Raw genomic sequence first — 25,631 nt, 5'->3', positions numbered from 1 at the left:
GTGAGAAAGGGCCCCGCCGTGGCCGCCAAGCGCCTCGTCGTGCTGGTCTCCGGATCAGGTACGAATCTGCAGGCTCTACTCGATGCCATCGCGGCGCAGGGAGCCGATGCCTATGGGGCCGAGATCGTCGCCGTCGGCGCCGACCGCCACTCCATCGTCGGGCTCGAACGCGCCGAACGCGCCGGTCTGCCGACCTTCGTGCGGAAGGTGAAGGACTACGAGAGCCGGGAGGCGTGGGACGCGGCGCTCACCGACGCCGTCGCCGTCCACGAGCCGGATCTCGTGATCTCGGCCGGCTTCATGAAGATCGTGGGGAAGGAGTTCCTCGCGCGGTTCGGCGGCCGGTTCGTGAACACCCACCCCGCACTGCTGCCCAGTTTTCCCGGAGCCCATGGTGTGCGCGACGCCCTCGCGCACGGCGTCAAGGTCACCGGATGCACCGTCCACTTCGTCGACGACGGCGTCGACACCGGCCCGATCATCGCTCAGGGCGTGGTCGAGGTCCGGGACGAGGACGACGAGAGCGCTCTGCACGAGCGCATCAAGGAAGTCGAGCGAAGGCTGCTCGTCGAGGCCGTGGGGCGTCTGGCCCGTAACGGCTTTCGCATTGAGGGACGAAAGGTAGTTATCCCGTGACCGCCGAAGGTACGCAGGGGACTCAGGACACGAAGCGGGCCATCCGCCGGGCGCTGGTCAGCGTCTACGACAAGACGGGGCTGGAGGAGCTCGCGCGCGGGCTGCACGAGGCGGGTGTCGAGCTGGTCTCGACCGGGTCGACCGCCGCGAAGATCGCCGCGGCCGGGGTTCCGGTCACCAAGGTCGAGGAGCTCACGGGCTTCCCCGAGTGCCTCGACGGCCGCGTCAAGACCCTGCACCCGCGCGTGCACGCCGGAATCCTCGCCGACCTGCGGCTCGAGGACCACCAGCAGCAGCTCGCCGAGCTGGGCGTGGAGCCGTTCCAGCTGGTGATCGTCAACCTCTACCCGTTCCGGGAGACCGTCGCCTCCGGCGCCTCGCCCGACGAGTGCGTCGAGCAGATCGACATCGGCGGCCCGTCGATGGTCCGCGCCGCCGCGAAGAACCACCCGTCCGTGGCCGTGGTCACCAGCCCCGAGCGGTACGGCGATGTGCTCGCCGCCGTCCGCGACGGCGGCTTCGACCTGGGCGCCCGCAAGCGGCTCGCTGCTGAAGCGTTCCAGCACACCGCCTCGTACGACGTGGCGGTCGCCTCCTGGTTCGCGAGCGAGTACGCCCCGGTCGACGCTGTGTCTGACAGCGGCTCCGCCGCGGGCCACTTCCCCGACTTCCTCGGCGCCACGTTCGAGCGCAAGAACACCCTGCGCTACGGCGAGAACCCGCACCAGGACGCCGCCCTCTACGTCGACGGCACGGGCGGTCTCGCCGAGGCCGAGCAGCTGCACGGCAAGGAGATGTCGTACAACAACTACACGGACACGGACGCCGCGCGCCGTGCCGCGTACGACCACGACGAGCCGGCCGTCGCGATCATCAAGCACGCCAACCCGTGCGGCATCGCGATCGGCGCGGACGTCGCCGAGGCGCACCGCAAGGCGCACGCCTGCGACCCGCTGTCCGCGTTCGGCGGCGTGATCGCCGTGAACCGGCCGGTGTCCAAGGAGATGGCCGAGCAGGTCGCCGAGATCTTCACCGAGGTCATCGTCGCGCCCGGTTATGAGGAGGGCGCGCTCGAGGCCCTCACCAAGAAGAAGAACATCCGCGTCCTGCGCGCGGAGGGCTCCCCGGCCAACCCGGTCGAGATCAAGCACATCGACGGCGGCGCGCTGCTCCAGGTCACCGACCGGCTCCAGGCCGACGGCGACGACCCGGCCACCTGGACCCTCGCCACCGGCGAGCCGCTGTCCGAGACCGAGCTCGCCGAACTCGCCTTCGCCTGGCGGGCCTGCCGCGCCGTGAAGTCCAACGCGATCCTGCTCGCCAAGGACGGCGCCTCCGTCGGCGTCGGCATGGGCCAGGTCAACCGCGTCGACTCCGCGAAGCTCGCCGTCGAGCGGGCCGGCGCCGAGCGCGCCCAGGGCTCGTACGCCGCGTCGGACGCGTTCTTCCCGTTCCCCGACGGCCTGGAGATCCTCACCGACGCGGGCGTCAAGGCCGTTGTCCAGCCCGGCGGTTCGGTCCGCGACGAGCAGGTCGTCGAGGCCGCACAGAAGGCGGGCGTGACGATGTACTTCACGGGTACGCGGCACTTCTTCCACTGAGCCACGGCGGTATGAGGCGTACGACCGAGTAACGGCATACGGCGAAGGGGCCCCACGTCACGCGACGCGGGGCCCCTTCCGTATGCCGGGGCCTTCAGGCCCCGTGGCGCGGGCGGCTCAGTAGCGCGGGCGCTTGAACCAGGCGGCGCCGTCGGACTTGGCGACGAACACGACGATCAGGATTCCGGCGATCATCGTCAGGATGCCGATGGGCAGCTGGAAGAGGCCGCCCACGATGACGAACGAGCCGTAGACGATGGCGCACACGCGCGTGGCGTTGGCGCCGCTGCCGAACTTGAGCGCCAGCACGGCACCGAGCGCGGCGAAGATGAAGGCGAGCACCGCGACGAACACCACGACGCCCTTGCCGATGCTGGCGATGGCGTCGGTGTCGGAGCTGGACAGGCCCGAGGTGTCCACCGAGTTCACCGCGTCGTCGACGGCGCCGAGCTGCGTGAGGGCGTAGATGGCGCTGGCGATCTGGAGAGCGACCAGCACCCACAGGATGATGCGGGCGGCCTTGATGCCGCCGGGCATCGTCGCGGGCGCGGCGGCGTATCCACCGCCGTACGGCTGCTGCACCGGCGGGGCCGCCGGATAGCCGCCGTAGCCCTGCTGCTGGGGCGGGACGCCCTGCGGCGCCTGCTGGGGGTAGCCGTAGCCGGGCTGCTGCTGCGGCTGCTGCTGGGGCGGGGTCCCGTAGGGATTGTTCGGGTCGCCGAAACTCATGGCGGTCTTTCCTCCGATGAAAGCGCGGGGACGACGCGGCCCGCTCGGAGGAAAGTTCTACAGATGCGGTCCGTCCCCCCGGCGCTGTCCGCGGCACTGTGACGCTCATCGTTCTTCAGCCGTCGCGCAGTTGTCCAGCCGCATTCCGTATGTGTTGTGCAAGTGCAATCTGCTGATCATGGAGAATCGTGCGGCTTGTCGATCAGGGGAGGGCATCGGGGTGCCGGGACCGATGGGACGTCGGAGGGCGCCCGGACCGGAACGACGGGGCCCGGATTGGAACCCGGACCGTGTCATCCGCGAGGATGGGGGCATGACTGCCCAGATTCTCGATGGCAAGGCCACCGCTGCCGCGATCAAGTCCGACCTGGCCACCCGCGTTGCGGCCCTGAAGGAGAAGGGCGTCACGCCCGGCCTCGGCACCCTGCTGGTCGGGGACGACCCGGGCAGCCAGAAGTACGTGGCCGGAAAGCACCGCGACTGCGCCCAGGTCGGTATCGCCTCCATCCAGCGCGAACTGCCCGCCTCCGCGACCCAGGAGGAGATCGAGGCGGTCGTGCGCGAGCTCAACGACGACCCGGCCTGCACCGGGTACATCGTCCAGCTGCCGCTGCCCAAGGGCATCGACGAGAACCGCGTCCTCGAGCTGATGGACCCGGCCAAGGACGCCGACGGGCTGCACCCGATGAACCTCGGCCGCCTCGTCCTGAACGAGCCGGCCCCGCTGCCCTGCACCCCGTACGGCATCATCCGGCTGCTCCGTCAGCACGGCGTGGAGATCAAGGGTGCCGAGGTGGTCGTCGTCGGCCGCGGCGTCACCATCGGCCGGCCCATGCCGCTGCTGCTCACGCGCCGCTCGGAGAACGCGACGGTGACGCAGTGCCACACCGGTACGCGCGATCTGTCCGCGCACCTCAGGCGGGCGGACATCATCGTGGCCGCGGCCGGTGTGCCGCACCTGATCAAGCCCGAGGACGTGAAGCCCGGCGCGGCCGTCCTCGACGTCGGCGTCTCGCGCGACGAGAGCGGCAAGATCGTCGGGGATGTCCACCCGGGCGTCGCCGAGGTCGCCGGCTGGCTCTCGCCCAACCCCGGCGGCGTCGGCCCGATGACCCGCGCCCAGCTCCTCGTCAACGTCGTGGAGGCCGCGGAGCGCTCCGTCGCCGGCTGACCGTCCCGGACGGTCGAACGGATGGGGCGGCAGCCGGGAACGGAACGCAAGGCGAGCGGACGAGCGCAGAGGCAGACAGACGCATGAACGCAGAGGCGAGCGACGAATCCGGGACCGCGGAGGCCACCGGCACCGGCGCCGGGCACCCGGAGCGGGACGCCCGGCGGTCGGCGCGGGACGCCGGGCGGTCGCCGGGGGAAGCGGTGCGCGGCGGCGGGCGGCCGGGGGCGGCGGAGTCCGCGTCGGCCGAGGGCCGGCTGCGGGATGGGGAGCCTGCGTCGGGCACGTCGTCCGTGTCGTCTGCGGAGCCCGCGTCGGCCGCGGGGGCGGCGCAGACGGCGGATCGGTTGCGGCACGTGGAGTCCCTTTCCGCTGGGGACCGGACACCGGCTTCGGGGCCTGCACCTGCCGGGGAGTCCCGGGCTGTCGCCGACACGGCACCCGTTGACGAGCGGGCGTCGGAGGTGGGACGCGAGCCCGGCGCGGAGCGGTCGGCCGCGGGGGCCGGGTCTGTCGTAGAGCGGGCGTCGGCCGCGGCGCGGTTGGACGGCGAAGGGCAGTCCTCTCGCGCTGAGCGGTCCCGGGACGAAGGGCCTTCGCCTGCCGGGGAGCGGTCGGCGGCCGCAGAGCCGACGTCCGTCGCGGAGCCGACGTCCGTCGCGGAGCCGACGTCCGTCGCGGAGCCGCCGTCTGGCGCGGCGCGGTCGGTCGAGGGCCCCTCGGGCGCGGCGCGGGTGCCGGTTGGAGAGCCGTCGGGCGCGGAGGCTGCGTCTGCGTCGGCTGAAGAGCGCTCGAAGGGCGAGGAGCAGGCTTTGCGCGCTGAGCGATCGCGGGGCGGCGGTGAGCGTGTGCGCAACACGGACTCCGGGACGGACGCCCAGTCCGGCTCAGAGTCCGTGCCCGCGGCACACGATGACGAGCCGAGTGCCCCGGGGGCGATCAGCGCCCCCGGGCCTGGCGGCCGACCGCGGCGTACCTCGCGGCGGTTCCCCCTGTTCACGCACGACACGGCCCGGCCGGAGGGCGGTGGCCGGGCCGCCTCCGGGGACGCCCCGGCCCCTGCCCGCCAGTGGCCCATGCTCACCGTGCTCGCGCTGGTCGGGCTCGGGCTCCTGCTGACCGCGTTCGACCTGTTCCGCATCGGCACGATGGTGATCGGCGTCGCGCTGATCGCGGGCGCCGTCATGCGCTGGACGCTGCCCTCCGTGGGCATGCTCGCGGTGCGCTCGCGCTTCACGGACATGGTGACGTACGGCGTGCTGGGCGTGGCCATCGTGCTGCTCGCGATGATGGTGCAGCCGCATCCATGGCTGGAGATCCCGTTCCTGGACGAGACCCTGCATTTCACGATCAGCTGACGCGACGACGCGACGACGCGACGACTCGACAGAGGACGGCGTCCGTCCCCTCCCCCGAGGGAGGACGGGCGCCGTCCCTGAGTTCAGAGTCATGGACGCGACAATAAGGATCAAGGGATGCCGGGTCGCTGTGGCACGGAGGTGACGGTTCCGCCACGGTGTACGCGGCCCGCAACGGCGTCCCGCGTCGACCATGCGCCCGGACGGGTGAATTCCGTCGACCGGCAGCCGATGCGGGATCGCAGGTGCTGCGGCGGCTCCTCCGGGTCCCAAGTGCGGATGGAGTAGGTCCACTTGCGGCACCACATGCGTTCTATGTGACGATGTGACGACAAGTTCAAGGATTTACGACCATCGCTCGCGACAGCGGGGCTAACGTCAGTAATCGGACGCCTGAGGAGCCCTCGGGATCCCTCGGGACGTCCCCGACTTCGAACAGGGATTCTGTCCAGTAGTCCGGGGTACCGATGGAAAACTGGACCGGAGACCGTCGGGCGTGCAACGGTGCACGCGGGTGGCTCGAATGCTCCTGTGCGCCCCCACTCCAGGAACTGAGATCCTGGCTCGGCGCATCCCTCTGGGTAGTGAGAACGAGGGCCGGGCAGAGGCACCGCCGGCGGGGAAGCGCGGGGGAACAGGCACGTTTCGGGGGTAAGAGGGGGGAAGCAATGCCTCGTTGGAGGGAGCTGCCGCAGGAGCTCGATCCGCAGGTCAGGGAGTTTGCCAGCCAGCTGCGCAGGCTCGTCGACCGGAGCGGATTGAGCATCGCCGCGGTGGCGGACCGCACCGGCTACAGCAAGACGTCGTGGGAGCGCTATCTGAACGGCCGGCTGCTCGCGCCCAAGGGCGCGATCGTCGCGCTGGCCGAGGTCACCGGCACCAACCCCATCCATCTGACGACCATGTGGGAGCTCGCGGAGCGCGCCTGGAGCCGCTCCGAGATGCGCCACGACATGACCATGGAGGCGATCCGGATATCCCAGGCGCGCGCCGCGCTCGGGGAGTTCGGGCCGACCTCGGTCAAGAGTAAGAACGGCCGTACGGCGCAGCAGGGCGCCGCTGTCGGGACGGCAGGCGCGGTCGCGGGTGTGGCCGGCCCCGCCGGGGTGGCGCCCAGCGTCCCGCCTCAGCCGTCCGCGCCGGACGTGGAGGGCGTCGCGGCGGGAGACGGCCTGGGTTCCGTCGTTGCGCCACCCGGGCGCCCCGGCGGCCCGGCGGGCACGGGGTCCGGCCCCGGCGGCTCGCCGGACCGGCAGCGGCGGGGGCGCCGGCTGACGATGTTCCTCGCGGGCGTCGTCGGCGCGCTCATCGTGATCGCCGCAGCCGTCCTGCTCACCAACCCCGGAGACGACTCCAAGGGCGGCAACGAAGCCAAGGCGCCCTCGGCGACGCCGACCACCAGCAATGCGAACCTGCCGGAAGGCGTCCAGTGCAGCGGCAAGGACTGCACGGGCAAGGACCCGGAGATCATGGGCTGCGGCGGCGAATTGGCCAGGACCACCACCAGCGTCACGGTCGGTACGGCCCTCGTCGAGGTCCGCTACAGCAAGACCTGCGGCGCCGCCTGGGCGCGCATCACCCAGGCGACCGCCGGAGACAAGGTCCAGATCACCTCGGGATCCGCCAAGCAGAACGGCACGGTCGACGACGACGCCGACGCGTACACGCCGATGGTGGCCGTCAAGGACGCCACCGACGCGGCGGCCTGCGCCACGCTGAAGGCGGGTCAGAAGGGTTGCACGGAGTAGGCCTTCGTACGGAGAGACGCTTCGTGACGTCGTCAGAAGGGGTCCGCGGAAAGTAACCCGAACGAGTTCGGGAAAGGGGGGGAATGCCTGCCCCGGTCCGGGGCAGGCGGACAGTACCCCCACGGGAGTGCGGTGCAGTCAGGGGGGACACGCCTCGCACCTCCGGCACCCCACGGCGGCCGCCGTTGCCCCGGCTCTCCCGGGCAGGCGGCCGCCGCTTCTGTGTGCGGGGAGGCATGCCTCCCGTATCGGCGGTATGCCTCCCGTATCGGCGGCATGCGCCCCGTATCGGCGGCATGTGGGCCGGGCCACAGGGGTGTGGGGGGCCAGCGTGCCTGTGGCGCGATAGCCTGACCGGTGGATCTCTTGACGCCGAGAGATCGATCAAAAACCGCTGTCCTACGGAGATCGCCATGACCCGCACTCCCGTGAATGTCACCGTCACCGGCGCGGCCGGCCAGATCGGCTACGCGCTGCTCTTCCGCATCGCCTCCGGTCAGCTGCTCGGCGCGGACGTGCCGGTCAAGCTGCGTCTGCTCGAGATCACCCCGGCGCTGAAGGCCGCCGAGGGCACCGCCATGGAGCTCGACGACTGCGCCTTCCCGCTGCTCCAGGGCATCGAGATCACCGACGACCCGAACGTCGCCTTCGACGGTGCGAACGTCGCGCTGCTCGTCGGCGCCCGCCCTCGCACCAAGGGCATGGAGCGCGGTGACCTCCTCGAGGCCAACGGCGGCATCTTCAAGCCCCAGGGCAAGGCCATCAACGACCACGCCGCGGACGACATCAAGGTCCTCGTCGTCGGCAACCCGGCCAACACCAACGCCCTCATCGCACAGGCCGCTGCTCCGGACGTACCGGCCGAGCGCTTCACCGCGATGACCCGCCTCGACCACAACCGCGCGCTCACCCAGCTCGCGAAGAAGACGGGCAGCACGGTCGCCGACATCAAGCGCCTGACCATCTGGGGCAACCACTCCGCCACCCAGTACCCGGACATCTTCCACGCCACGGTCGCCGGCAAGAACGCCGCCGAGGTCGTGAACGACGAGAAGTGGCTGGCCGAGGACTTCATCCCGACCGTCGCCAAGCGCGGCGCCGCGATCATCGAGGCCCGTGGCGCCTCGTCCGCCGCGTCGGCTGCCAACGCCGCCATCGACCACGTCTACACCTGGGTCAACGGCACGGCGGACGGCAACTGGACCTCCATGGGCATCCCGTCGGACGGCTCCTACGGCGTCCCGGAGGGCCTGATCTCCTCCTTCCCCGTCACCACCAAGGACGGCAAGTACGAGATCGTCCAGGGCCTGGAGATCAACGAGTTCTCCCGCGCCCGTATCGACGCCTCGGTCCAGGAGCTGTCCGAGGAGCGCGAGGCGGTTCGCGCGCTCGGCCTCATCTGAGCCGTGGTCGCCGACCAGCACTGATGGAAGGCCTCGGTCCGTTACTGGACCGAGGCCTTCCGCGTATGGGGTTGTCACAGGACCGCAATGCGGTGTGCATGGATGTAACGGCGCAGGGCCATGCATGATCAATAACATGACCGATCGCCGCAGTTTTCTTGCCGGTTCGGCCGCGACCCTCGGCCTTGCCACACTGGCCGGGTGCTCATCGGACGGGACGGACACCGGCACCGGCGGGGAGTCCGGTACCGGTCCCGGCCCGGCCTCCGCGAAGCCCGCCGTCGCACGCCGCGAGGGCCGCCCGAACCTCGTCGTCATCCTCGCCGACGATCTCGGGTACGGCGAGGTCGGGGCGTACGGTCAGAAGATCATCAGCACCCCGCGGATCGACCGGCTGGCCGCCGAGGGGCTGCGTTTCACGTCGGCATACTCACCGGCACCGGTCTGCGCCCCCTCGCGGTGCTCGCTGCTCACCGGTCTGCACAGCGGCCACGCGACCGTACGCCAGAACCCGTTCCACGGGCCGCAGGGCTCTCTCACCGCGACGGACACCACGTTCGCCGAGGTGCTGCGTGCTCGCGGCTACCGCACCGCCGTCCTCGGCAAGTGGGGGTTCGGCCCGGAGCGGGCCGGCCAGCCCAGCCATCCGAACTCCCGTGGTTTCGAGGAGTTCTACGGCTATATCGGCCACCGCGAGGCCCACAGCTACTACCCGTCGTATCTCTGGCACAACGGCGAAAAGGTGGCCCTGGACGGTAAGACGTACGCACCCGATCTCATCGAGGCGCGCGCGCTCGAATTCATCGCCCGCCACGCGGAAGAGCCGTTCCTGCTCTATCTGGCGCCCACCGTGCCGCACGCGCCCAGCGCCGTCCCGGACTTCGGGGAGTACGCCGGCAAGCCCTGGCCGGACGCCGACAAGGGGCACGCCGCGCAGGTCACCTACTTCGACACCCTCGTCGGCAACGTCACCGACAAGCTCACCGCGCTCGGCATCGCCCGCGACACCGTCGTGCTCGTGGCCAGCGACAACGGCCCGCACGAGGAGGGTGGCGTCGACCCCGACCTGTTCGACGCGAACGGCCCGCTGCGTGGCTACAAGCGGAATCTGTACGAGGGCGGCATCCGTACGCCGCTGATCGCCTGGGGCCCCGGCCGGATCGCCGCGGGCACGACGGACCGGCCGACGCCGCTCACCGATCTCCTGCCCACGCTCGCCGATCTGGCGGGCGCACCCGCCCCGACCGACATCGACGGCCTGTCGGCCGCCCCGCTGCTGACGGGCGACGCCAAGGCCGCCGCCCGTCACGACGCGCTGTACTTCTACCGCCACGACCCCGCGGCGACGCCCCGCGCCAACGCCCAGGACAAGGGCCGTATCCGCCGGGTCGCCGAGGCCGTGCGCCGGGACGACTGGAAGCTGGTCCGCTTCGCCCCCGGCCAGGACCGGAGGGCTCCCGACGCCCAGTGGAGTGCCGAGCTGTACCGCCTCTCCACGGACCTCGGCGAGACCGACGACCTGGCGGCGACCCATCCCCGCAAGGTCGCTGAACTGGTCGCCGCCGCCCGCTCCGCATGGGTCGACGACTACCGCCGCAAGCCCTTCGGCGTACGGATCGGCCGCGTACCCCAACGGGCCCTCGCCGGCAAGCAGTTCACCTTGGAAGCTGTCCTCGGCAACGCCTCGGCCCGCGCCTGGACGGACGCCCGCCTCACCCTGATCGCGCCCGAAGGGTGGCAGGTGCACGCCCTGACCGAGTCCCGGGCCCCCCGCCTGCCCGTCGGCGCAACCCTCACCACACGCTGGCGCATCACACCCCCCGGCACCGCTCCCGCCGACGCCTGGCAGCTGACGGCGGTGGGCACGGCCCGCGGGACGGGCAACGCGGCACTGCGCTACGAGACGACGCGGAGGGTGGGGGTGCCGCGGACGGCGGGGAGGGTTTAGGCGGCGGCTCGTGTCGTCTGCGACGTCTGACGAGGCGTCGCAGCGGCGAATCAACGGATTCACCGGCCGCTACGTCCTTGGTCTTAGGTCCTGATCCGGGGCCTGGCCTCGTTCCCGGGCCCGATCCGCGCCGTATGGCGGCTGACTAGCGTGCTTGCATGAACCCAACAGGAGATGCGAGCGGTGTGCTCGAGGAAGCGCTGGAGCGGTTGCATGCCGCGGGGCCGGAGCGGCTTGGGCGGCTCACCAACCACGCTCCCATGGTCGTCGAGGCGCTCGCCGCGCACGGGCGGTCGGGTGCCGTACACCGCTGGCTGGATCTGTACGAGGCGAAACTCGAGGAATTCCCCAGTCCTGTGGAGCCCGTGACCGACGCGAATTGGACCGCCGCGTTGGGTGATCCGCGCAGGGTCGCCGACTGGATCGCGTATTTCACGCGTGCCGTCGGCGAAGGCTCCTGGAAAGGCGTTCTCGCCGAGTGGTGGCCGCGTCTGCTGCCCGGGATGTACGGGGGGTCGACCCATCCTGTGATCCGGGTGGGTCACGCCGTACGTTCTCTCATCGAGGGCGGAGAGAGCGCGCCGCGTCTCGCCGAACTCGCCCACGGGCTCGGTTACTGGGCCGCCAGGCATCACCCGCTCCCCGGTATCGCGCTGCTTCCCGGTGCTCATGAGGCCGGTGAGGCCCTCGCGGCCCTGGACGCCGTGGCCCCGATCCGTGATCCGCACGGCGGCTTCCCCGCCCGGCTGGCCCTCGTCGAACAGCTGCCCGCCTGGGCTGGCTGGGTGGCCGACCCGGACGCGGCCAGGCAGCGGCTCGCCGAGCTGGTGCGGGCCGCGACGCATCGCTATGCCACCCACGGCCACGGCAACGAGATCATGCTGGTCCACGCGGCGACGGCACCCAGCGCCGTGCTGCGCACCCTCCCCGCTCTGCCCCGCACCCTGTGGGCACCGAGCCTCCACGCGGCGTGGCTGGCGTCGGCGGCGGTGACGGCGATGTACGCGCCGAGCGAGCCCGTCCCCTCTGTGCCACCAGGCCGCATCAGCGCAGAGGAAGTCCTCGAGCGCGCCCTGGCGCACGGCGACGAACACGTCATCAAGCTGACCGACACCGCGCTGGACGTCGGGGACGAACAGGCACTCGCCGCCGCGCTGCGCGCCATCGAGCTCGGCGAGCCCTTGGCGTGAGCCCCGCTGCGTCCCCCGGTCCGGCCTTCAGACAGTCCGCGAAATAGGGCGAATCATGTGCATCGCATCACCTTCATGGATGCATCGTTACTGAGCGTACGTTTCGGTGGAATAGCCCGACTGTGCAGTGGCACGCTGCACTTTTGTCAACAAAAACGCATGCTTTCCGGCTCTCCGGGCAGGGTTCGCGGTTGCGATGAGTGACGGCGGGCTCCAGCGCAGCTATTACGGTCGCATTAGGCGTAGAGCTGCATTAGCTGCATTTGCAGTGACATGACGCACTTTCGCGGTCGGATACGCATGTTTCATGCTTTCCAGGGCAGGCCCCTCGGTCGCCGAGAGTGACGGTGTCAGTCACGGCTGCAGAGAGTCCGAACGGAAGGCAAGCACGACGTGTCAGTGTCAGCACGCAAGACCATTCACGTGGACGGGGAGTGGCGCAGCGCCCTCTCCGGTGCCACGCGGGAGATCCTCGACCCCGCGGACGCGAAGCCGTTCGCGGTGGTCGCCGAGGGTGGTGCTGAGGACGCGGACGCCGCCATCGCTGCCGCCCGTGCCGCATTCGACCAGGGCCCGTGGCCCGGGACGCCCGTAGCCGAGCGGGCCGCGCTGCTGCGCCGGGTCGCCGACCTGCTGCGCCGCGACCGCGAGGAGCTCGGCCTGCTGGAGAGCCGTGACGCGGGCAAGACCGTGGAGGAAGGCCGCGTCGACATCGACTGTGTCGCCGACGCCTTCGTCTACTTCGCCGACCTCGTGGCCGCGGAGGGCGCGGGCCGTGTCGTCGACGCCGGGACGGACACCGTCCACAGCGTCGTCGTGCACGAGCCCGTCGGCGTCTGCGCGCTCATCACCCCCTGGAACTACCCGCTGCTGCAGGCCAGTTGGAAGATCGCGCCCGCGCTGGCGGCCGGCAACACCTTCGTCATCAAGCCGAGTGAGATCACCCCGATGACGACCGTCGCGTTGATCGACCTGCTCGTCGAGGCCGGGCTGCCCGCCGGGGTCGCCAACATCGTGACGGGTCCGGGGCATTCGGTCGGCGCGCGCCTCGCCGAGCACCCGGACGTGGACCTCGTGTCGTTCACGGGTGGGCTCGTCAGCGGTACGAAGGTGGCGCAGGCCGCGGCCGTCGGCGTCAAGAAGGTCGCCCTGGAGCTGGGCGGCAAGAACCCCAACGTCGTGTTCGCCGACGCCTGCGCCACCGACGAAGGGTTCGACACCGCCGTCGACCAGGCGCTCAACGCCGCCTTCATCCACAGCGGCCAGGTCTGCTCCGCGGGCTCCCGGCTCATCATCGAGGAGTCGGTGCGCGAGCGCTTCGTCGCCGAACTCGCCCGGCGGGCCGCGAAGATCCGGCTCGGCCGCGGCACCGAGGACGGCGTCGAGTGCGGACCGCTCGTATCCGAGCAGCAGCGCGCGAAGACGGAGGGCTACGTGGCTTCCGCGCTGGCAGAGGGCGCGGTGCTGCGGACCGGCGGGCAGCGGCCCGAGCCGTCCGACATCCGGCCCGCCACCGGGTACTTCTACGAGCCGACCGTCCTCGACCACTGCCACCGCGAGATGCGGGTCGTGCGCGAGGAGGTCTTCGGACCGGTGCTCACCGTCGAGACCTTCCGCACCGAGGACGAGGCCGTCGCCCTCGCCAACGACACCGAGTACGGACTCGCGGGCGCCGTGTGGACGGCCGACGCGGGCCGCGCCCGGCGCGTCGCAGGACGGCTGCGGCACGGCACCGTGTGGATCAACGACTTCCACCCCTACCTCCCGCAGGCCGAGTGGGGCGGCTTCGGCAAGAGCGGGGTCGGCCGCGAACTCGGGCCCGCCGGGCTCGCCGAGTACCGCGAGAGCAAGCACGTCTACCAGAACCTGGACCCGCGTCCCGTGCGGTGGTTCGCGGGTTGAGCCCGCCGTCGTACCTCGGTACGACCCCATACGCGCAGCACCTTGCACGACAGAGGAGCAACACACACATGTCTGAGTACGACTACGTCGTCATCGGCGGCGGTACCGCGGGATCCGTGATCGCGTCCCGGCTGACGGAGAACCCAGACGTCCGCGTCGCCGTCATCGAGGGCGGCCCCAGCGACGTCGACCGCGAGGACGTCCTCACCCTGCGCCGCTGGATGGGCCTGCTCGGCGGAGAGCTCGACTACGACTACCCGACGACCGAGCAGCCACGCGGCAACTCGCACATCCGGCACAGCCGCGCCCGCGTACTCGGCGGCTGCTCCTCGCACAACACCCTGATCTCCTTCAAGCCGCTGCCGTCCGACTGGGACGAGTGGGAACAGGCCGGCGCCAAGGGCTGGGGCGCCGTGCAGATGGAGGCGTACTTCGCGCGGCTGCGCAACAACATCGTGGCCGTGGACGAGCAGGACCGGAACGCGATCGCCCGCGACTTCGTCGACGCCGCGCAGGCGGCGCTCGGGGTTCCGCGTGTCGAGGGCTTCAACAAGAAGCCGTTCGACGAGGGTGTCGGCTTCTTCGACCTCGCGTACCACCCGGAGAACAACAAGCGGTCGAGCGCGTCGGTCGCGTATCTGCACCCCTTCCTCGACCGGCCGAACCTCGACATCTGGCTGGAGACCTGGGCGTACAAGCTGGAGTTCGACGGCACGCGCGTGAAGGGTGTGCACGTCCGGACCAAGGACGGCGAGGAGATCCTCGTCGAGGCGAAGCACGAAGTGCTGCTGTGCGCGGGCGCGGTGGACTCGCCGCGGCTGCTGATGCACTCCGGCGTCGGCCCGAAGGCGGACCTGGAGCGGCTCGGCATACCCGTCGTGCACGACCTGCCGGGCGTCGGCGAGAACCTGCTCGACCACCCCGAGTCGGTCATCGTGTGGGAGACCAACGGACCGATCCCGGAGAACTCCGCGATGGACTCCGACGCCGGGCTGTTCGTGCGGCGCGACCCCGAACACCGGGGCCCTGACCTGATGTTCCACTTCTACCAAATTCCGTTCACCGACAACCCGGAGCGGCTCGGCTACGAACGGCCCGAGCACGGTGTCTCGATGACCCCGAACATCCCCAAGCCGAAGAGCCGCGGCCGGATCTACCTGACCAGCGCCGACCCGGAGGTCAAGCCCGCACTCGACTTCCGTTACTTCACGGACGAGGACGACTACGACGGCCGCACCCTCGTCGACGGCATCAAGATCGCCCGCGAGATCGCCAAGACCGAACCCCTCGCGAACTGGCTGAAGCGCGAGGTGTGCCCCGGCCCCGAGGTCACCGGCGACGAGGAGCTCAGCGAGTACGCGCGCAAGGTCGCGCACACCGTGTACCACCCGGCGGGCACCTGCCGCATGGGGGCCGTCGACGACGAACTCGCCGTCGTCGACCCGGAGCTGCGGATCCGCGGCCTCGACGGCATCCGGATCGCCGACGCGTCCGTCTTCCCGACGATGCCCGCGGTCAACCCGATGATCGGGGTGCTGATGGTCGGGGAGAGGGCCGCCGAGCTGCTTGGAGGTGATGCGTGATGAGTACGACTGCCGCCACCGCCGTGGCCCCTGCGACGACTTCCACCGACGCTCCCGTCTTCTCCGTCGACGGCCTGTGGAAGGTCTTCGGCCCCAAGGCGGAGCGTGTGCCCGCCGACCCGGAGCTCGCCGCGCTCACCCCGGCCGAACTGCGGAAGCGCACCGGCTGCAACGCCGCCGTCCGGGACGTGAGCTTCGACGTCCGCAAGGGCGAGGTCTTCGTCGTCATGGGCCTGTCCGGCTCCGGCAAGTCCACGCTCGTACGCTGCCTGACCCGGCTGATCGAGCCCACGTACGGGAAGATCGCCATCGAGGGCGAGGACGTGCTGGGCATGGACAAGTCCCGGCTGCGCGAACTCCGCCGCCACCGGGCGGCCATGGTCTTCCAGCACTTCGGGCTGCTGCCGCACCGGTCGGTCCTCGACAACGTCGCGTACGGCCTGGAGATCCAGGGCGTCGGGAAGTCCGAGCGCCGCGCGAAGGCCGAGGAGGTCGTCGCCAAGGTCGGCCTCGAGGGCATGGAGCAGCGCCGTCCCGGGCAGCTCTCCGGCGGTCAGCAGCAGCGTGTCGGCCTGGCCCGGGCGCTCGCGGTCGACCCCGAAGTGCTGCTCTTCGACGAGCCGTTCAGCGCGCTCGACCCGCTCATCCGGCGCGACATGCAGGAGGAGGTCATCCGCCTGCACCACGATGAGGGCCGCACCATGGTCTTCATCACCCACGACCTGAACGAGGCGCTGCGCCTCGGCGACCGTATCGCGCTGATGCGCGACGGCCGCATCGTGCAGCTCGGCACGCCCGAGGAGATCGTCGGCTCGCCCGCCGACGACTACGTACGCGAGTTCGTGCGGGACGTGCCGCGCGAGCAGGTCCTGACCGTGCGGGCCGCGATGCGGCCCGCGGGCGCGGAGGAGGCGGGCCACGGCCCGGCCGTCGCCCCGGAGGCGACGGTGTCGGAGGCCATCGAGGCCGTCGCGCGCTCGGGGTGCCCGGCGCGCGTGATGGACGAGGGGCGGTGTGTGGGGGTCGTCGACTCGGAGGCGCTGCTCGGGGTGGTGGCCGGGACCGGAGAGAGCGTCGAAAGCGGGGATGCCGACGCCGGCCGTCCCGCGGTCGCCCCCGGCGAGGAGGTGGCCTGACATGGCTACCGCCACCGCGCCCGTCCCCCATACGGGGATAGCGGGCCTCGTCAGAGGCCTGGTCCGGCGCCGGGCCGTCGGCAAGCTCCTGCTGCTCGCCGTCGTCGCGGCCGTCCTCGTGCCGATCGTCCACGCCCGCTGGGCGAGCGGTGCCTGGCCCGACGCGCTGACCGTCGACCTGTCCGGGCCGCTCGGCAGCGCCAGCGAGTGGATCATCGACAACCGCGACAGCCACCCGGTGTTCCTGTACTTCTTCGGGCACATCGCGAACGCCGTCACCCTGTCCGTACGTGCGGTCTATCTCGCGCTGCTGGCCGTCGGCTGGGCGGGTGTCACGGCCGCCGCCGGGCTTGTCGCCTGGCGCGTGGCCGGGCTGCGGCTCGCCCTCTCCACCGCCGTCGCCTTCCTCGTCTGCGGGCTGCTCGGCATGTGGGTGCCCACCATGCAGACGCTGGCGCTCATGGTGGTGGCGGTCGTCGCCTCCGTCGTGCTCGGCGCGCTGCTCGGGCTCGCCGCGGGGCTCTCCGACCGTACGTACCGCGCGCTGCGGCCCGTCCTCGACACCATGCAGGTGTTGCCCGCCTTCGCGTATCTGCTGCCGGTCGTTCTCGTCTTCGGCATCGGCGTCCCCGCGGCCGTCCTCGCCACCGTCGTGTACGCCGCGCCGCCGATGGCCCGGCTCACCGCGCTCGGGCTGCGCGGCGCCGACGAGGGCGTGATGGAGGCCGTGGACTCCCTCGGCGCCACCGCCCGCCAGCGGCTGCTGACCGCCCGGCTGCCGCTGGCCCGCAAGGAGCTGCTGCTCGGCCTCAACCAGACGATCATGATGGCGCTGTCCATGGCCGTGATCGCCTCGGTGATCGGCGCGGGCGGTCTCGGTGACCGCGTCTACCAGGCCCTCGCCTCCGTCGACGTGGGCGCGGCGCTCGCCGCGGGCATCCCGATCGTGCTGCTCGCCGTGGTCCTGGACCGTACGACGGGGGCGGCCGGCGCCCGGCTCGGCGCGTCCGAGCCGGACCAGGGCGCCCTCCGGGGCGGGCGCGGCTGGGCCGCCGCGGCCGCGCTCACCGTCGTCGTCGCCCTCGCGGGCCGCTTCGCGGACCGCCTCGAGTGGCCCGACGCCTGGACCGTCACCATCGCCGAGCCGGTCAACAACGCGGTCGACTGGATGACCGACCACCTCTACACCGGCGTGCCCTTCGTGGGTGGCACCGCCGACTGGGCCGGCCACTTCACCACCTGGGTCCTCGACCCGGTCCGCGGCGGACTGCAGTGGCTGCCCTGGTGGTCCGTCCTGCTGATCGTCGCCGCGCTCGCCTGGCTGATCGGCACCTGGCGCACCGCGCTCACCGCGGTCCTCGCCATGGCCGCGATCGGCGTCCTCGGCGTGTGGAAGCCGTCGCTGGACACGCTGTCGCAGGTCCTCGCGGCCGTCGCGGTCACCCTCGTCCTGGGTGTCGCGACCGGTGTCGCGGCCGCGCGCAGCGCCCGCGTGGACCGGATGCTCCGGCCCGTACTGGACGTGTTCCAGACGATGCCGCAGTTCGTGTACCTGATCCCGGTGGTGGCGCTGTTCGGCGTGGGCCGCGCGCCCGCCGTCGCCGCGGCTGTCGTGTACGCGCTGCCCGCCGTCGTCCGCATCACCGCACAGGGTCTGCGTCAGGTCGATCCGGGCGCGCTGGAGTCAGCCCGCTCGCTGGGCGCCACCAGCGGGCAGCAACTGCGCCAGGTGCAGCTCCCGCTGGCCCGCAGCGCCCTGCTGCTCGCGGTCAACCAGGGCGTCGTCCTCGTCCTCGCCGTCGTGATCATCGGCGGCTTGGTCGGCGGCGGAGCGCTCGGCTACGACGTCGTGTTCGGGCTCGCCCAGGGCGACCTGGCGACCGGTCTGGTGGCCGGTGCCGCGATCGTCTGCCTGGGCCTGATGCTCGACCGGGTGACCCAGCCGGCCGAGCGCCACGCGAAGAAGGGAGCGTGACATGCGATTCCGTACCAAGCGATTCCGTACGCGAACGACGAGCGCGGTCGCGGCCGGATCGGCGCTGCTCGTGCTGGCGCTGACCGGCTGCGGCGCCGCCGACATGACCAAGCAGGCGTCGCCCTTCGCGAACGCGCGGGGCGCCAAGACCGTGACGCTCTCCGTGCAGTCCTGGGTGGGCGCCCAGGCCAACGTGGGCGTCGCGAAGTACCTGCTGGAGCACGAGCTCGGCTACCGAGTCGACACCGTCCAGGTCGACGAGGTCCCCGCGTGGGACGCGCTCAGCCAGGGCCGGGTCGACGCGATCCTGGAGGACTGGGGCCACCCGGACCAGGAGAAGCGGTACGTCGACGAGAAGAAGACAATCGCGAGCGGCGGCGACCTCGGGGTCACCGGCCACATCGGCTGGTTCGTCCCCACGTACTTCGCCAAGCAGCACCCGGACGTCACGGACTGGAAGAACCTCAACAAGTACGCGGACGAGCTGCGCACCGCGGAGAGCGGCGGCAAGGGCCAGCTGCTCGACGGCTCGCCGTCGTACGTCACCAACGACAAGGCGCTGGTGGAGAACCTGGACCTGGACCTCCAGGTGGTGTTCGCCGGTTCCGAGGCGGCGCAGATCACGCAGATCAAGCAGTTCGCCAAGCAGCAGAAGCCGTTCCTCACCTACTGGTACGAGCCGCAGTGGCTCTTCGAGAAGGTGCCGATGACGGAGGTGAAGCTGCCCGCGTACAAGGAGGGCTGCGACGCCGACCCGGAGAAGGTCGCGTGCGCCTACCCGCACACGCCGCTGCAGAAGTACCTCAACGCGGACTTCGCGAAGACCGGCGGCAAGGCGGCGGAGTTCCTGAAGAACTTCAAGTGGACGACCGAGGACCAGAACGAGGTCTCCCTGATGATCGCCGACCAGAAGATGTCGCCGGAGGAGGCCGCGAAGAAGTGGGTCGAGGGCCACGAGTCCACCTGGAAGGCGTGGCTGCCGAAGTGACGCGGTGAGCGAAGTGAAGCGGTACCCCGTGCCGGGCGGCCCCCCTCGCAGGGCGCCCGGCACGGGTGCGTCAGAAGGGCGTCAGAGAGTGAGCCCGCGTGCCCTTGATACTCACGGGCTCGGCGTCTCCTCGAACAGCTTCGAGATGTCCACCGACTCGTCCGCGGACGGGGTCTCGGACGGAACGGGCTTGTTGTAGTCCTTGAACGTCCCCGTCACATCGGTGCCGTTGCCCTTCTTGGTCTTCTTCAGCGGATAGGGCTTGCCCTCGGTGGCGACGTACACGGTGTGCGTCAGGCCGTCTTCCGTGCTCAGCACCGGGATGGTCGGGGTGCCGTCGACCGTCGTCGGGTCGCCCTTCCGCAGGTTCGTGGACTCGCGGGCTTCCTCGGCGGCCTGCTTCTGGATCGTTTCGAGGTCGCAGACGCCGGCCAGGTCCTTCAGTTCGGCGTCGCTCGCGCTGCCGTGGGCGTAGCGGTTCTTGAAGAGTTCGGCTGCCCTCTCGCCCTGGTCGCCGGGGAACTCCGTCTTCCAGTACGCGTCGTCCCCTTTCAACCAGATCTCGTCGCCCCGCTTGACGAGCATCGCTGTGCTGCCGTCCTTGAACTGCACGGAGGCGTTGCAGTCGCCGTCGCGATCGAGGAAGAGGTCCAAGGAGGAAGGATCGTCCGGGCCGAGGTCGGCGCTCTTGTCGGTGCCTGTCACACGGAGGGACTGCGCGCTGGTGAAGGCGTCGAGTGCCTTGTCGATGATCTCCTGCGCGCTCAGATCCTCGATGCCGTCCTGGGCGCTCGCCGTCGCGGCGGGCGAGCAGAGCGGGACGGCGACCAGTGCGGTGGTGCAGCTGGTGACCGCCAGCAGGCGGCGGGCCCGGGAGGCCCTGGGCTGATCCGCGAACATTTTGATGTGCATCGCGTACACCTCCTAGGGGCTCCAGGGGCATATCACCCCATATTTTACTTTTGGGGCTCCTGTGTCGCATGGGGACGTCTAGTTGCCAGGAGCTCGCGCGCCACACCCGACAGTGCTGCGGCAGCCCGGCGCTGCAGGCCGGGGCCGAACGTCACGCGGATGCCGCCGAGTTCGCCCAGCTCCCGCAGCGAGGCCCCGTCCGGCTTCGCGAGCACGTTGATCGGCCCCTGAATGCCCGCGCGCAGCAGCGGAAGTACGCCGAGGGGCGCGCCGATCGGATAGACGCAGTCCGCGCCCGCGGCCACGTACAGCGCGGCTCGCTCGACCGCCCGCTCCGGCTCCGCGACCCCGCGTACGAACGTGTCCACGCGCGCGTTGAGGAAGAGCCGGTCGCCCGCGGCCTGCCTCACCTCCGCGAGCCAGTCGGCATGCTGTCGCGGGTCCTTGAGGACGCCCCGGTGGGAGTCCTCGAGGTTGCAGCCGACCGCGCCCGTCTCCAGGAGCCGCTCCACCAGTTCCTTCGGTGGGAGGCCGTAGCCGCCTTCGATGTCCGCGGAGACGGGGATGTCGACGGCTCGTACGATGCGGGCGACCGCCGCGAACATCTCGTCCGCGGGGGTCGCTCCGTCCTCGTAGCCGAGGGAGGCGGCGACGCCTGCGCTGGGGGTTGCGAGGGCCGGGAAGCCGGCCTCCGCGAAGACGCGGGCGCTGGCTGCGTCCCATGGTCCTGGGAGGACCAGGGGGTCGCCGGGCATGCGCCCGTGGTGCAGGGACCGAAACGTCTCGACAGCGCTCACTACGCGGTACCTCCATAAGGTCGTACGGAAGGGCGCCCTACGTCGTGGGTGTAACCACCAGTTCCGCGCTGCGAACGCCTGCCCACAACGGTCAGGCCCCGGCAGGTGGCGAACCACTCGCCGCGGCCGGCCGTCAGCCGTGGTCGCCCGGTCGATAATGCCCCGGCACCATCCGCGTGGTCACGGCGAAGCGGTTCCACGCGTTGATCACCGTGATCGCCGCGATCAGCTGCGCCAGTTCGGTCTCGTCGAAGTGCTTGGCGGCTTTCTCGTACACCTCGTCCGGGACGAAGCCGTCCGTGATCACGGTGACCGCCTCGGTCAGTTCGATCGCTGCGAGCTCCTTCTCGGTGTAGAAGTGCTTCGACTCCTCCCAGGCGCTGAGCTGGATGACGCGCTCCACCGACTCGCCCGCCGCAAGGGCGTCCTTCGTGTGCATGTCCAGGCAGAACGCGCAGTGGTTGAGCTGCGAGGCGCGGATCTTGATCAGCTCCAGCAGCGTCGGGTCCACGCCCCGACGGGCCGCGGCGTCCAGCCGCACCATGGCCTTGTAGACGTCCGGGGCGTGCTTCGCCCACTGCGTCCGGGGGGTGTGCTCGGGGGCGTACGCGGTGTCCGTCGAGGTGTCCTTGCGGGTGCTCTCGTTGCTCGTCATGCCGTCGACACTATGACCGGAGTAGCCCAGGAGTATGGTCCATTTCCATGGCGGAATCATGGGCCACTCTGGGCGTGGACCTGCATCTCGAACCCCTACGCAAGGGCAGCGGCTCCGGCCTGCGGAAAGGCCTGACCGACGCCCTCCGCGATGCGGTCCGCACCGGACGGCTCGCGCCCGGCACACGCCTGCCGTCGTCCCGCTCGCTCGCCGCCGACCTGGCCATCGCCCGCAACACGGTCGCCGACGCCTACGCGGATCTGGTGGCCGAGGGCTGGCTCACCGCCCGGCAGGGCTCGGGCACCCGGGTCGCCGAGCGGCCCGTCCCCGCGCCGACCGGCCCGGCACCCCGGCGCAGGGCGGCGGGCCGCCCCACGTACGACCTGACGCCCGGCACCCCCGACCTCGGCGCCTTCCCGCGCGCCGAGTGGCTCAAGGCCGCCCGCCGCGCACTGGCCGCCGCACCGAACGACGCCCTCGGCTACGGCGACCCGCGAGGCCGCGTCGAACTGCGCACCGCCCTCGCCGGCTATCTGGCACGCGCGCGTGGCGTGCACGCCGATCCCGAACGGATCATGGTCTGCGCGGGGTTCTCGCACGGGCTGATGCTGCTCGGCGCCGTGCTGCGGGGACGCGGTGCCCGGGAGGTGGCCGTCGAGTCGTACGGCCTGGACGTCCACTGGAAGCTGCTGACCGGGGCAGGGCTACGTACCACAGCGCTGCCGTTCGACGAACTGGGCACGAACACCAGCCAGTTGGAGGAGCTGAGGCCGGCCGCGGTGCTGATGACGCCCGCGCACCAGTTCCCCATGGGCGTGCCGCTGCACCCCGACCGGCGGGCCGCCGCCGTCGACTGGGCACGGCGTAGCGGCGGCCTGATCCTGGAGGACGACTACGACGGGGAGTTCCGCTACGACAGGCAGCCGGTCGGCGCGCTCCAGGGACTCGACCCGGACCGCGTCGTCTACCTCGGCACCGCCAGCAAGTCCCTCGCCCCGGGCCTGCGCCTGGGCTGGATGGTGCTGCCGCCCGCGCTGGCCGCCGAGGTCACGGAGGCGAAGGGCGTCAGCGACTGGTCGTGCGGCACCCTCGACCAGCTCACCCTCGCGGAGTTCATCGAATCCGGGGCGTACGACCGGCATGTGCGGTCCATGCGGCTGCGCTACCGGCGCCGCCGCGACCAGCTCGTGGCCGCACTGGCGGAGCGGGCACCGGATGTGCGGGCGACCGGCATCGCGGCCGGGATGCACGCCGTCCTCGAACTCCCGCCCGGCACCGAGGAGTCCGTGGCCCGCGCGGCCGCCTGGCACGGCCTCGGCGTCCACGGCCTGAGCCGTTTCCGCCACGAGGGAGCCGTCGCGGAGCCCCGGGACGCGCTCGTCGTGGGATACGGGACGCCCCCGGACCATGCCTGGTCCGGGGCGCTGGACGCACTGTGCAGGGCACTGCCGTAGGAGTGGGCCGAGGCCCGAAGGTGCCGGAGGGCCGTGGGAAAGGCGTAGGCCGTCCGGCGCGCCCTGCTCGCAACACGAGTCGGCCGACCGGTCGTTCACCGCTCCTTCCGGATGTCTTCCCTCATCGGTACCGAGCCGTGCGCCGAAGGTGGCTGGAATTGCCCTGCCTGCCGACCGGCGTGACCAGTGAGGCTTGTCGGCCGTCCGGTCCCGGTCGTCGGATCCCTGGGGGGAATGCCATGCACAGCGAGAGCGGTACACGTCCCGGCAGAACGGCGACGGCTGCCCGCCGCCATAGGCGTACGCGTGTCGCACTGGGCGCCGCGGTCGCCCTGGCGGCCATCAACCCGTTGATGTTCTCCGGGGTCGCGGGGGCCGCCACCCCCGCCGGGACCGCCGCACCGGCGTACCAGGCCCAGGACACCACCCCGGCGACGGAGCACTGGACGACGCAGACCGTCGCACCGGGCGTCCAGGTGCGCACCGGCGTCATCGAGCGCGCAGGCGCCGCACCCACCTGGACGGTCACCGTTCAAGCCCCCGCCGTCAACCGGCTGACCGGCGCCGCGACCTGGTCGGACGTGGGAAGCCAAGCCTGGGCGGAGACCACCGCCCAGCAACTGCGCGACGCCGGTTTCCAGCCGGTCGCACAGCAGGTGTCGTGGCCGGACTACGCGGACACCCCGGACGGCACGATGGGCTGGCGGGTGCGCGTCGGCTCGTACGCGGCGCAGGCCGAGGCGCAGAGCGCGAGCCAGAAGGTCAATGCGGCGGGCCTCCGCTCGGTGGCGGCGTGGAGCGGCTACGACGCCGACCAGCCGGCCGACCGCGAGAGCATCCACGTGGCGGTGATCGACCCCCGCACCTTCGACGGCACCGTGGAGGGCACCCACAACGGCAACGTCGCGCAACGCGAGAAGACGTCGGCGGTCGCCGCGCAGCTCGGCTCCCTGGTCGCCGTCAACGGCGGCTTCTTCATCACCTCCGACGCCGACGGCGTGCAGGGCACACCGGCCGGAGCCGCGGCCTACGACGGCACGCTGGAGGCGATGGCCGGCGGCACCCGGGCCGCGCTGATCCTGGAAGACGGCGGGCGGCACCCCCGTATCGCCGATGTGAGCACCGAGGTGACCGTGCGCGCCGGGTCGTCCACGTATGCGGTGGAGGGCATCAACCGGGTGCCGGGCAAGGTGCGCAACTGCGGCCGCCCGGGTGCCACGCCCACCGAACAGCCCCGCCAGGACCTCACCTGCAACAAGACGGACGACCTGGTGCGGTTCACCTCCCTGTTCGGGGCGAGCCTGCCGGCCGGTCCGGGCACCCAGGCCGTGCTGGACGCCACCGGACGGGTGATCTCATCCGGCGCCCGCGGCGGCACGGTCCCGGCCGGCGGCTCGGTGCTGCAGGGCATCGGCTCGGCCGGCGACTGGCTGGCGGACCACGCCCGGCAGGGCGAGCGGATCACCGTGAAGGAGGTCGTCCGCGACACCGAGGGCCGGCGGGTCGAACTCGGCCCTGACGACAGCATGGTCAGCGCCGCCCCGACCCTGGTGAAGGACGGCCGCATCGACATCGACGCCGCCGGCGAGGGCACCCTCGATCCGCAGGACCTCTCCTTCGGCTACGCCTGGTCGAACGTACGGCAGCCGCGCACCATGGCCGGGATCGACAAGCGGGGACGGTTGCTCCTGGTCACGGTGGACGGACGGCAGCCGGGCGTCAGCGAGGGCCTGACGCTGGCCGAGGCCGCGTCCTTCATGCGCTCGCTCGGCGCCGTCGACGCCCTGAACCTCGACGGCGGCGGATCGACCGCCATGGCCGTCGGCGGCACACTCGTCAACACCACGTCGGACGCGACCGGGGAGCGCCCGGTGGGCGACACCGTCCAGGTGCTGCCCGCCGGCCGCGACTGACGCTCGCTCCTCGTGCCCGTCCGGGGCCCGGTTGCGCGACCGGGCGGGCACGCCCGTACCCTGACCACCGTTCGTCATCGACCAGTTGGCAGTTCAGCTGACGGACGGCAGAGACAGGAACGTTACGGGGGAGCAGAACATGGCAGACGCACGGCGGCAGTTGAGGTCCGGCACGGTCGTACTCGGCGGGGTGGGACTTCTCGCGGCGGCACTCACCTCCTGCTCGTCCGACCCGGACAAGCGGTGCGTGGACAGCGACAGCTACCAGGCCGCCAAGGGCTACAAGGTCGTCGCCGACAAGAACTGCAAGACCGGCAGCAGCGGCAGCAGCAAGAGCCGTAAGACCGGCAAGGTCGCCGTCGATGGCGACTGGTACTACGGCGGCAAGGAGAAGAACGGCTGGGTCGACGGCGGTTCTTTCACCAAGTCGAGCGGCTCCGGCGGTTCGAGCGACGATGACGACGATGTGCACCGCGGCGGCTTCGGCAGCGGCCACGGCAGCTCCGGCGGCTGAGCAGCCGGACACCTGGAA

Annotated in this window: 20 protein-coding genes; 16 read left to right on the top strand and 4 right to left on the bottom strand. The window is 71.2% G+C overall.

From position 1 onward, the window contains the following. Positions 1–18 precede the first annotated feature (18 nt). The gene (purN, locus tag ABT009_RS14385; RefSeq protein WP_351293218.1) at positions 19–636 is read left to right on the top strand and encodes a phosphoribosylglycinamide formyltransferase; all 618 of its coding nucleotides are present in this window, start codon (positions 19–21) and stop codon (positions 634–636) included. After that, on the top strand, positions 633–2,237 hold the full coding sequence (gene purH / locus ABT009_RS14380) for a bifunctional phosphoribosylaminoimidazolecarboxamide formyltransferase/IMP cyclohydrolase (RefSeq protein WP_351293215.1): 1,605 nt from the start codon (positions 633–635) through the stop codon (positions 2,235–2,237). The genes purN and purH overlap by 4 nt, the downstream gene beginning before the upstream one ends. A gap of 117 nt (positions 2,238–2,354) precedes the next feature. On the opposite strand, the gene ABT009_RS14375 is transcribed toward purH, so the two are convergent. Continuing rightward, positions 2,355–2,966 (bottom strand): hypothetical protein, encoded by a 612-nt coding sequence (locus tag ABT009_RS14375; RefSeq protein ID WP_351293213.1) that lies wholly within the window; start codon positions 2,964–2,966, stop codon positions 2,355–2,357. A 313-nt stretch (positions 2,967–3,279) separates the two neighbouring features. Here ABT009_RS14375 and ABT009_RS14370 point away from each other — a divergent pair, with 313 nt between their 5' ends. The 11 genes from ABT009_RS14370 to ABT009_RS14320 all read left to right on the top strand — a co-directional run bounded on the left by ABT009_RS14370 (position 3,280) and on the right by ABT009_RS14320 (position 19,368). Beyond that, on the top strand, positions 3,280–4,137 hold the full coding sequence (locus ABT009_RS14370) for a bifunctional methylenetetrahydrofolate dehydrogenase/methenyltetrahydrofolate cyclohydrolase (protein WP_351293210.1): 858 nt from the start codon (positions 3,280–3,282) through the stop codon (positions 4,135–4,137). Between the two features lie 896 nt (positions 4,138–5,033). Further along, positions 5,034–5,495, top strand: coding sequence for a DUF3017 domain-containing protein (locus tag ABT009_RS14365; protein WP_351293967.1), 462 nt, complete (start codon positions 5,034–5,036; stop codon positions 5,493–5,495). A 668-nt stretch (positions 5,496–6,163) separates the two neighbouring features. Then, complete coding sequence (locus ABT009_RS14360; RefSeq protein ID WP_351293207.1) at positions 6,164–7,243, top strand: XRE family transcriptional regulator; 1,080 nt, start codon at positions 6,164–6,166, stop codon at positions 7,241–7,243. 413 nt (positions 7,244–7,656) lie between these two features. Continuing rightward, the gene (locus ABT009_RS14355) at positions 7,657–8,646 is read left to right on the top strand and encodes a malate dehydrogenase (RefSeq protein WP_351293205.1); all 990 of its coding nucleotides are present in this window, start codon (positions 7,657–7,659) and stop codon (positions 8,644–8,646) included. Positions 8,647–8,782: 136 nt separating this feature from the next. Continuing rightward, complete coding sequence (locus ABT009_RS14350) at positions 8,783–10,594, top strand: sulfatase-like hydrolase/transferase (RefSeq protein WP_351293202.1); 1,812 nt, start codon at positions 8,783–8,785, stop codon at positions 10,592–10,594. Between the two features lie 158 nt (positions 10,595–10,752). Continuing rightward, entirely contained in the window at positions 10,753–11,784 is a 1,032-nt protein-coding gene (locus ABT009_RS14345) for a questin oxidase family protein (RefSeq protein WP_351293199.1), read from the top strand. Positions 11,785–12,177: 393 nt separating this feature from the next. Beyond that, entirely contained in the window at positions 12,178–13,686 is a 1,509-nt protein-coding gene (locus tag ABT009_RS14340; protein WP_351293196.1) for an aldehyde dehydrogenase family protein, read from the top strand. A gap of 68 nt (positions 13,687–13,754) precedes the next feature. Further along, on the top strand, positions 13,755–15,269 hold the full coding sequence (locus ABT009_RS14335; RefSeq protein ID WP_351293193.1) for a GMC family oxidoreductase: 1,515 nt from the start codon (positions 13,755–13,757) through the stop codon (positions 15,267–15,269). Beyond that, positions 15,269–16,405 carry a quaternary amine ABC transporter ATP-binding protein gene (locus tag ABT009_RS14330; protein WP_351293190.1) on the top strand — a complete coding sequence of 379 codons (1,137 nt, stop codon included), beginning with the start codon at positions 15,269–15,271 and terminating at the stop codon, positions 16,403–16,405. The genes ABT009_RS14335 and ABT009_RS14330 overlap by 1 nt, the downstream gene beginning before the upstream one ends. 1 nt (position 16,406) lies before the next feature. After that, positions 16,407–18,380 (top strand): ABC transporter permease, encoded by a 1,974-nt coding sequence (locus tag ABT009_RS14325; protein ID WP_351293188.1) that lies wholly within the window; start codon positions 16,407–16,409, stop codon positions 18,378–18,380. A 1-nt stretch (position 18,381) separates the two neighbouring features. Then, on the top strand, positions 18,382–19,368 hold the full coding sequence (locus tag ABT009_RS14320) for an ABC transporter substrate-binding protein (protein ID WP_351293186.1): 987 nt from the start codon (positions 18,382–18,384) through the stop codon (positions 19,366–19,368). A gap of 111 nt (positions 19,369–19,479) precedes the next feature. Here ABT009_RS14320 and ABT009_RS14315 read toward each other — a convergent pair whose 3' ends face one another. The 3 genes from ABT009_RS14315 to ABT009_RS14305 form a co-directional block, all read right to left on the bottom strand. Then, positions 19,480–20,280, bottom strand: a complete 801-nt coding sequence (locus tag ABT009_RS14315; protein WP_351293184.1) for a hypothetical protein — start codon at positions 20,278–20,280, stop codon at positions 19,480–19,482. 44 nt (positions 20,281–20,324) lie between these two features. Beyond that, positions 20,325–21,077 carry an isocitrate lyase/PEP mutase family protein gene (locus tag ABT009_RS14310; protein WP_351293182.1) on the bottom strand — a complete coding sequence of 251 codons (753 nt, stop codon included), beginning with the start codon at positions 21,075–21,077 and terminating at the stop codon, positions 20,325–20,327. A 133-nt stretch (positions 21,078–21,210) separates the two neighbouring features. Beyond that, the gene (locus ABT009_RS14305) at positions 21,211–21,732 is read right to left on the bottom strand and encodes a carboxymuconolactone decarboxylase family protein (RefSeq protein WP_351293180.1); all 522 of its coding nucleotides are present in this window, start codon (positions 21,730–21,732) and stop codon (positions 21,211–21,213) included. 47 nt (positions 21,733–21,779) lie between these two features. Here ABT009_RS14305 and pdxR point away from each other — a divergent pair, with 47 nt between their 5' ends. From pdxR to ABT009_RS14290, 3 genes are all read left to right on the top strand, one after another. Then, a complete protein-coding gene (gene pdxR / locus ABT009_RS14300) occupies positions 21,780–23,186 on the top strand; it encodes a MocR-like pyridoxine biosynthesis transcription factor PdxR (protein ID WP_351293178.1) in 1,407 nt (468 codons plus the stop codon). Between the two features lie 239 nt (positions 23,187–23,425). After that, positions 23,426–25,099 (top strand): phosphodiester glycosidase family protein, encoded by a 1,674-nt coding sequence (locus tag ABT009_RS14295; RefSeq protein ID WP_351293176.1) that lies wholly within the window; start codon positions 23,426–23,428, stop codon positions 25,097–25,099. A 139-nt stretch (positions 25,100–25,238) separates the two neighbouring features. After that, the gene (locus ABT009_RS14290) at positions 25,239–25,613 is read left to right on the top strand and encodes a hypothetical protein (RefSeq protein ID WP_351293174.1); all 375 of its coding nucleotides are present in this window, start codon (positions 25,239–25,241) and stop codon (positions 25,611–25,613) included. The last annotated feature ends 18 nt before the right edge of the window (positions 25,614–25,631 follow it).

The sequence above is a fragment of the Streptomyces sp. NPDC002896 genome, from assembly GCF_040295225.1.
Taxonomy (GTDB): Bacteria; Actinomycetota; Actinomycetes; order Streptomycetales; family Streptomycetaceae; genus Streptomyces.
The sequence above is the reverse complement of the archived record's forward strand: the minus strand, read 5'-3'. Positions and strand labels throughout refer to the sequence as shown.